This is a genomic window from Vibrio sp. MOR3 (genome assembly GCF_001557775.1).
Classification (GTDB): domain Bacteria; phylum Pseudomonadota; class Gammaproteobacteria; order Enterobacterales; family Vibrionaceae; genus Vibrio; species Vibrio jasicida.
Genome location: NZ_LNRD01000010.1, coordinates 220,830 through 226,966 on the forward strand (window position 1 = coordinate 220,830; position 6,137 = coordinate 226,966).

General features: G+C 45.8%; 9 protein-coding genes. 8 read left to right on the forward strand and 1 reads right to left on the reverse strand.

Annotated elements, in window-relative coordinates; all coding sequences use genetic code 11:
• Positions 1 to 38: 38 nt before the first annotated feature.
• From ATB76_RS18845 to ATB76_RS18855, 3 genes are all read left to right on the forward strand, one after another.
• Positions 39 to 521 carry an SRPBCC domain-containing protein gene (locus tag ATB76_RS18845; protein ID WP_054756739.1) on the forward strand — a complete coding sequence of 161 codons (483 nt, stop codon included), beginning with the start codon at positions 39 to 41 and terminating at the stop codon, positions 519 to 521.
• A gap of 156 nt (positions 522 to 677) precedes the next feature.
• Positions 678 to 917: a hypothetical protein gene (locus ATB76_RS18850; RefSeq protein WP_020197184.1), complete on the forward strand. Its 240-nt coding sequence runs from the start codon at positions 678 to 680 to the stop codon at positions 915 to 917.
• Between the two features lie 107 nt (positions 918 to 1,024).
• Positions 1,025 to 1,477 (forward strand): hypothetical protein, encoded by a 453-nt coding sequence (locus ATB76_RS18855; RefSeq protein WP_038870540.1) that lies wholly within the window; start codon positions 1,025 to 1,027, stop codon positions 1,475 to 1,477.
• Between the two features lie 82 nt (positions 1,478 to 1,559).
• Here the strand turns inward: ATB76_RS18855 and ATB76_RS18860 are convergent, their stop codons facing one another.
• On the reverse strand, positions 1,560 to 1,922 hold the full coding sequence (locus tag ATB76_RS18860; protein ID WP_020197182.1) for an HMA2 domain-containing protein: 363 nt from the start codon (positions 1,920 to 1,922) through the stop codon (positions 1,560 to 1,562).
• Positions 1,923 to 2,062: 140 nt separating this feature from the next.
• On the opposite strand from ATB76_RS18860, the gene ATB76_RS18865 reads away from it, so the two are divergent.
• From ATB76_RS18865 to ATB76_RS18885, 5 genes are read left to right on the forward strand one after another with little or no spacing between them, the layout of a single operon-like run.
• Positions 2,063 to 2,395 (forward strand): HMA2 domain-containing protein, encoded by a 333-nt coding sequence (locus tag ATB76_RS18865; protein ID WP_081094942.1) that lies wholly within the window; start codon positions 2,063 to 2,065, stop codon positions 2,393 to 2,395.
• On the forward strand, positions 2,392 to 3,159 hold the full coding sequence (locus ATB76_RS18870) for a YtxH domain-containing protein (protein ID WP_038870539.1): 768 nt from the start codon (positions 2,392 to 2,394) through the stop codon (positions 3,157 to 3,159). The genes ATB76_RS18865 and ATB76_RS18870 overlap by 4 nt, the downstream gene beginning before the upstream one ends.
• A complete protein-coding gene (locus ATB76_RS18875) occupies positions 3,152 to 3,457 on the forward strand; it encodes a magnetosome protein MamC (RefSeq protein WP_020197179.1) in 306 nt (101 codons plus the stop codon). Before ATB76_RS18870 ends, ATB76_RS18875 begins: the two co-directional genes overlap by 8 nt.
• The gene (locus ATB76_RS18880; protein ID WP_038870537.1) at positions 3,447 to 3,761 is read left to right on the forward strand and encodes a hypothetical protein; all 315 of its coding nucleotides are present in this window, start codon (positions 3,447 to 3,449) and stop codon (positions 3,759 to 3,761) included. The genes ATB76_RS18875 and ATB76_RS18880 overlap by 11 nt, the downstream gene beginning before the upstream one ends.
• Positions 3,758 to 5,818 carry a heavy metal translocating P-type ATPase gene (locus ATB76_RS18885; protein WP_061035929.1) on the forward strand — a complete coding sequence of 687 codons (2,061 nt, stop codon included), beginning with the start codon at positions 3,758 to 3,760 and terminating at the stop codon, positions 5,816 to 5,818. Before ATB76_RS18880 ends, ATB76_RS18885 begins: the two co-directional genes overlap by 4 nt.
• Positions 5,819 to 6,137: the final 319 nt, after the last annotated feature.

Sequence of the window (6,137 nt, forward strand, 5' to 3'; positions counted from 1 at the left end):
CTAAGCTAATGAGAATGAGTGTCAAAGGTGTTGCTTAGATGAACAAATCGGAAGTTATCTGGCCGGATTATTATCATCCCAAACATTCTCATATTCATGTACGTAGCCAAATCGAAATCCCTGAACCTCCCGAGGTTGTTTGGCAACACTTAGTTCGTGCTCATGAATGGCCTGCGTGGCGAGACGGAAAAACCATGGTGCAGATCCTAAGTGGCGACAGCACATTGTGCAAAAACACCATGTTTCGTTGGAAAGCCTCTTGGCTAGACTTTCATTGTACGGTTGTAGAATACACACAGCATCAGCGCTTGGCTTGGAAAGGGAAAAAAGGCGGCGTTGATATGTATCACGCGTGGGTGTTGGAACCAACCAAAACCGGTTGCAGTATTGTCACCGAAAGCACGCAACGTGGTGGCATGACTTGGCTTACCAAATACTTTGCACCAAAAAGGTTGAGAAGATACCAGCTCAAATGGCTAGAAGAGTTATGTCGTCAGTCTCATGGTCACTGCGGCAAATAAGCACCAATGTCCCCGCCTACCGACGGATATGTACAATAAATGCTCCCTCCCTGATCTCAATCATATTTGAGACACATTGCATGAGATACCCTTAGCGAAAACTATAAAACCCAATCATATGACCCCATGGTCAATAGATAAGGCGCTTGAGCAGCAATGTCGATTAACATTTCAGATCTAACCACCGCATTAAGCAAGGTGGAGCACATCCACAAAGTTCAATTGGAAAACGTGCATCAGTTTTTTAAGTCTAACGAAACTTTCTCGGTAAAGGCCTTTAGCCAAATTGTGGCAACGGACTCTATTGATGAACGTTTTAAAGCTATCGACAAAGAATTTGCTTTGTTGGGCGATGCTAAAACTTACCTGCTAGAGGCTTCTTACTTAGTTGCTTAGAAACAAAGCTGACTAAAGTAAAAAATTGCGCTTTCAAACCTTAAATGAGATTTATTTTTAATCGCATTACTGCTAAATTATCAGCAGTTATCGTATGAGGTTTTGCAATGAACGCGAAGAAAGCGCTCAAAAAATTGAAGAAGAAAACGGTTAATAAAGTCGCCTCTTCTTCAAACAAACAACTTAGTGCATTAAAGAACAATGCATTAGGTAGTGTTGTCACATCTCAATCCCGCACTTCCTCATCACAAAGTGAACTCGTTAATGAGCTAAAAGGCGTAGCAAACCAAGCCGCAATGAGCGCGGCTTATGAACTTGCCGCCCCACTCAATCCGTTGTTGTCTTGGTTTAACGATGCTGGAGGTGTGGTTGATTTCACTACTTCAGCTAAAAAAGCGTCAACGCCACGACCTAAGCAATCTGCCAATGATACAGCACCTGCATTTTCGGTAAAATCAGTGGGACATTTACCCTTAAAGTCACCACCTTGCAAACGATGCCCTGCTCTTTCTAACGGCATTTGTAAATGTGCAGCTAAAAAGTTTAGGTTGAGCGCATAAATTAACGCGCTAGCACCCACAGATTAGATCAAAAAAGCCCGACATCACGTCAGGCTTTTTGCTATTCATTTTTCGCGGTCATTTATGCCAAGTTCATGATCACTCGGCTGACAGATGGGCCAACAATTCGGGTTAACGCCACCCCAGTTAATCCTTTAACGAGACTCTTCGTTCCACTCACCATCGCTTTCTCAACAAAAGACGGTTTTTCGCTACTCTGCGTCCAATGGTGACTTTCTAGAATTTCCATCAGGCTATCACAATCAAGCTCTTCACTATCAAAACTGATAGCGACCGAACCTGCGTATCGCTTGTGCTTAATTTCGTGTACGGCATCAATCTCTTCCAACTGACAAATCAGTTCCGCAACCTCATTAGGGTGATCTTTAATGTAGTCAGAACGAACTCTAAGTCGCTGATTTGTCTTGTGAATGTAAGTATTCATGCTAGCACCAATCCAAATGATAACTATTACTGTTTGCAACAGTACCACTGAAATTGATTAAGCGCAAAACATTTGTAATTAGTTTGTCCCATGAACGTTTTTCCCAATGAATCGCACTTTGCTTACCGTATAATTTTTTTATGAAACAGTACGTCGACCAGGCCTTAAAACTAAGAAAGTGGGTATCGATTGGCCACCATATCCCGGGAAGAGTAAGACTCAAATACAAGCTGGGCATCGTAGCGCACCTTGCCAAATTCCGTAGTGACGACATCGAGAAAGCTATTTCTTCTATTCCTGCGTTCAAAAACTACAAGTTGAACAATGCGACGGGAAGCATCGTCATCGAATACGACCCAATGACAGTCAACCCTAAGGCGATTGACGCGTTGTTTTCGGATTCAGAACAAGCTGCGGAGCAAGCATGCTATTCGATCGCTGAGCAATTGGACTTAAATGGAGAACGTTCATGAGTGACTCATTGAACAATGCAAATCCATACGAAGCCTACTTCAAGGCCATGATGGAAATGCAAAAGGAAATGGCAAATGCTTACATGGCAAGCATGCAAAACGGTGAAATGCCACCAATGATGATGCCTCATCAAATGGGTATGATGCCGCATTTCCCACATCCTGCATTTTGTCATCCCCACCAAATGCCACCGGGCATGGGGGCACAATTCCATCCAGGAATGATGCCACCGCCTCCACACTGGCCACATCCGGGGATGATGCAACACCCACCTCAACCTCAACAACCACCACAGACTCCTGAAACACCAGAGAGCGATCCATTATTCGAGCAGGCTCAGGCAATGCTAGAAGGCGCTCTGGGTGAAGAAGCAGGCATGTTTAAAGAGATATTAGGAACTTTCGGTATGAACGATAAAGAGTTTTGGAAAGGCGCTATGGTAGGCGCTGCAGCAGCACTTCTACTTAGCAATGAAAATGTGCGCGGCAAACTAATGGGCTTGGTATCAGGTGCTGGCGATATGCTGAAATCTGGTGGTTCGAGCGTAAAAGAAGGCGCTGTGAATACAGCAAGCGCAGTCAAAGAGAACGTTTCAACAGGTAGCGAGATCTTCAAAGATACTTACGCTGCCGGCAAACAAGGCTTTCAAGAGTCTGTAGAGCGCCACAAAGAAGAACCTGCAATCAAAGAAGTAGCAGAAAAAGCGCCTCGCGAAGAAAGCGAAGGTGAAGATGGCCAACCCGTAATTAAAGAACATGAGTAATTCAGCCAATAAACTCAGTTCTGCCAATCGCGCTATGCTCGTTGGTGCTATAGCCGGCGGTAGTGCAACGATTGCCAGTCAATGGAAAGAGCACAAAGCTGGCAATATCGACACCAATGAAATGGCGACTAACGCAGCGAAATCCGCGCTAAAAACCGCAGCTATCGCTGGTGCGACAACTTATGTGGCAGAAAAAATGGCAGGCCGCCCTGCACTCTCCATGCTGACGATTCTCAGCGTCGGTGCAGCAGGCCTTTACCTTATGGATCAAGCTTCGGACTCTAAAAATGAACAATAACAACCCATACTACGGCTACCCTTATTACGGATATCCGCAACAACAAAACCAAGCGGCTGAACAACAACCAGTTGAACAACCTTACAAAAAGCAAAATACCAAAACCCATTTTGCTATGGGTGTGGCTGCAGGTGCTGCAGTTGCTTACCTCCTAACCAATAAAAAGTTCCAACAAGGCGTTGCAACGACTGGTGAAAAAGCGTGGTCTGCGGTTCGTGGCGAAGTTGAAGAACTAAAAGAGCGTTTGGAAGACACCCAAGCAGAGCTGGAATACTACCGTAACCTTTACAAAGGCGAAGAATGATCTCGATTCAGGTAAAGCATCACTTTCCCGGTCGAATCCGCTTTAAAGCATCAGCACTGAGACATCACAAAGATGTGGGTACTTGGATTGAAACCAGTTTAATGGCGATCCAAGGCATTAGTGCGGTACGAGTGAACGAATCTGCCCATTCCGTTGTCGTGGAATACGACACGCAATTGCTGCAAGCAAAAACTGTCGAAGAGCGTTTAAACCAGCTTGATTTAAACGACGCAACGCAAGAAGAAACGGAACATAAGTTCACTCGCGGCGATATTGCAATGAACGTGATTGGCACTATCGCTGCAGCTTTGCTGCCAAACAAATGGGGCGCACTTTCAACGGCTACCTTAATCGCCCCAACGTTGTTTGAAGGTGTGAGCGACCTAAAAGACAAAAACATCTCGGTTGAAGTTTTGGATGCGATTGCGGTTGGTCTATCAGCTTGGCGCGGTGATTATCGTACCGCAATGATGACGCAAAGCTTGATCAGCCTTGGGGAGTACATGGAGCAGAAAACCAGTCGTAATAGTGACCAACTATTGGCTGATTTAATGCGCCCTCAAGAGTCGGTCGTTTGGCGTGTCGATGGGTCAGACCGCACTCAAGTCAACTCGACGGAACTGAATGTTGATGACATCATCGAACTGGCTCCTGGCGTATCGATTCCTGTTGACGGCACCATTGTAAAAGGCGCGGCGTTAATCAACCAATCGTCTCTTACTGGTGAGAACGTGCCTGTTCGTCGTGAAGAGAGCGCGGTTGTTTACTCTGGTACTAGTGTCCATGAAGGCACTATTCAAGTTCGTGTTGATAAAGTCGGAAGTGAAGCAACAACCGCAAAAATTGCTAAGTTGATTTACGACTCGTTGAGTGAAAAAAGTGAAATTCAACAAGTCACACAAGACATGGCGAATCGCCGTGTAAAAATCACTTTAGGGATTGGTGCAGCTGTCTTCGCACTCACTCAAGACATCAACCGTGTTGCATCGGTGTTTCTTGTCGATTATTCCTGTGCCTTGAAACTGAGTACCCCAGTAACGTTCAAGTCCATCATGTACCGTGCTGCGCAACAAGGCATCTTGTTTAAAGGCGGCAGTGCAATTGAGAAGTTAGTGAAAATCGACACTTGTGTGTTCGATAAAACAGGGACACTAACGCATGGTGATATGCAGGTAACGGATGTCATTCCCCTCTGCGACTCGAACTCTGCACGTGACTTGCTAGCGATTGCTGCCTCGGTAGAAGAGCACAGTAACCACCCGCTATCTCAGGCTGTGGTAAACGCTGCCAAGCACAACCAACTGCCGCACATTGAGCATGGTGAAGTGGAGTACGTGATTGCACACGGCCTCAAGAGCACAATGAACGAACATGAGTTGGTCATGGGTAGCCGTCACTTCCTAGAAGTGCATGAGGACGTCGACTTCACGCCATTTGAAGATGTGATTAAGAAATACGAGGCGCAAGGTCGCCATCTTATCTTTATCTCTCATCAAAATGTCTTAATTGGCATGATTGGCTTGCGTGATCACTTACGTGAAGATGCACTAGAAACCCTGAGTGCCCTTCGCCAGTTTGGTGTAAAAGAGCTGATCATGATTACGGGTGATAGCCAATTCAAAGCCAGCATCCTTGGCAATGAGCTGAAGCTAGATCGTATCTTTGCCGAAGCGGTACCTTCTGAGAAATCGACTATTGTCGAAGCGCTTCAAGCAGAAGGTCGCACTGTTATGTTTGTCGGTGATGGTGTTAACGATGCTCCAGCACTCACTGCGGCAGATGTTGGTGTTGCGATGGGCCGAGGAACCGAACTCGCCCGCCAAGTCGCGGACGTAGTTCTACTTCGTGACCATTTGTCTGGATTAGCAGAAGCGCGCGAACTTGCTAACATCGCCATGCATGTTATCAACTCCAATATTAAAATTGCTGAGTACGTGAATAGCGGAATCATGCTTGCAGCCGCGCTAGGGTGGTTAAACCCAGCCATGAGTGCCCTGCTCCATAATGGTACGACATTGTCTATTCTTGGTCGTTCTGCGGCGCTAAGACATGGATAATCCCTGTATTCATCGTCCATTTAGATAGAAAAATGTATGGTCCGCCCCGTTATTGCAACTACAATTAAGTAATAACGGAGTTGGTTTGCGCTAATGTATTCGGAGTCCACGTTGGGAACATTAACTTCCCGCTCCACGATGATATCCGCGCCAGATTATCCTTAAAAGCCCCAAAGCAACTAGGTGCTATTTTTTGTATCAGGTTACTAATCTGGCCGTTCGACCGTTTTTGTCATCACGTTCATTGGCGTTGCAAACTTGGTTATGGCTATACAGCCTTAAAAGCTTGGCGGTGGTACAACACCGCCCAAGCTATTCT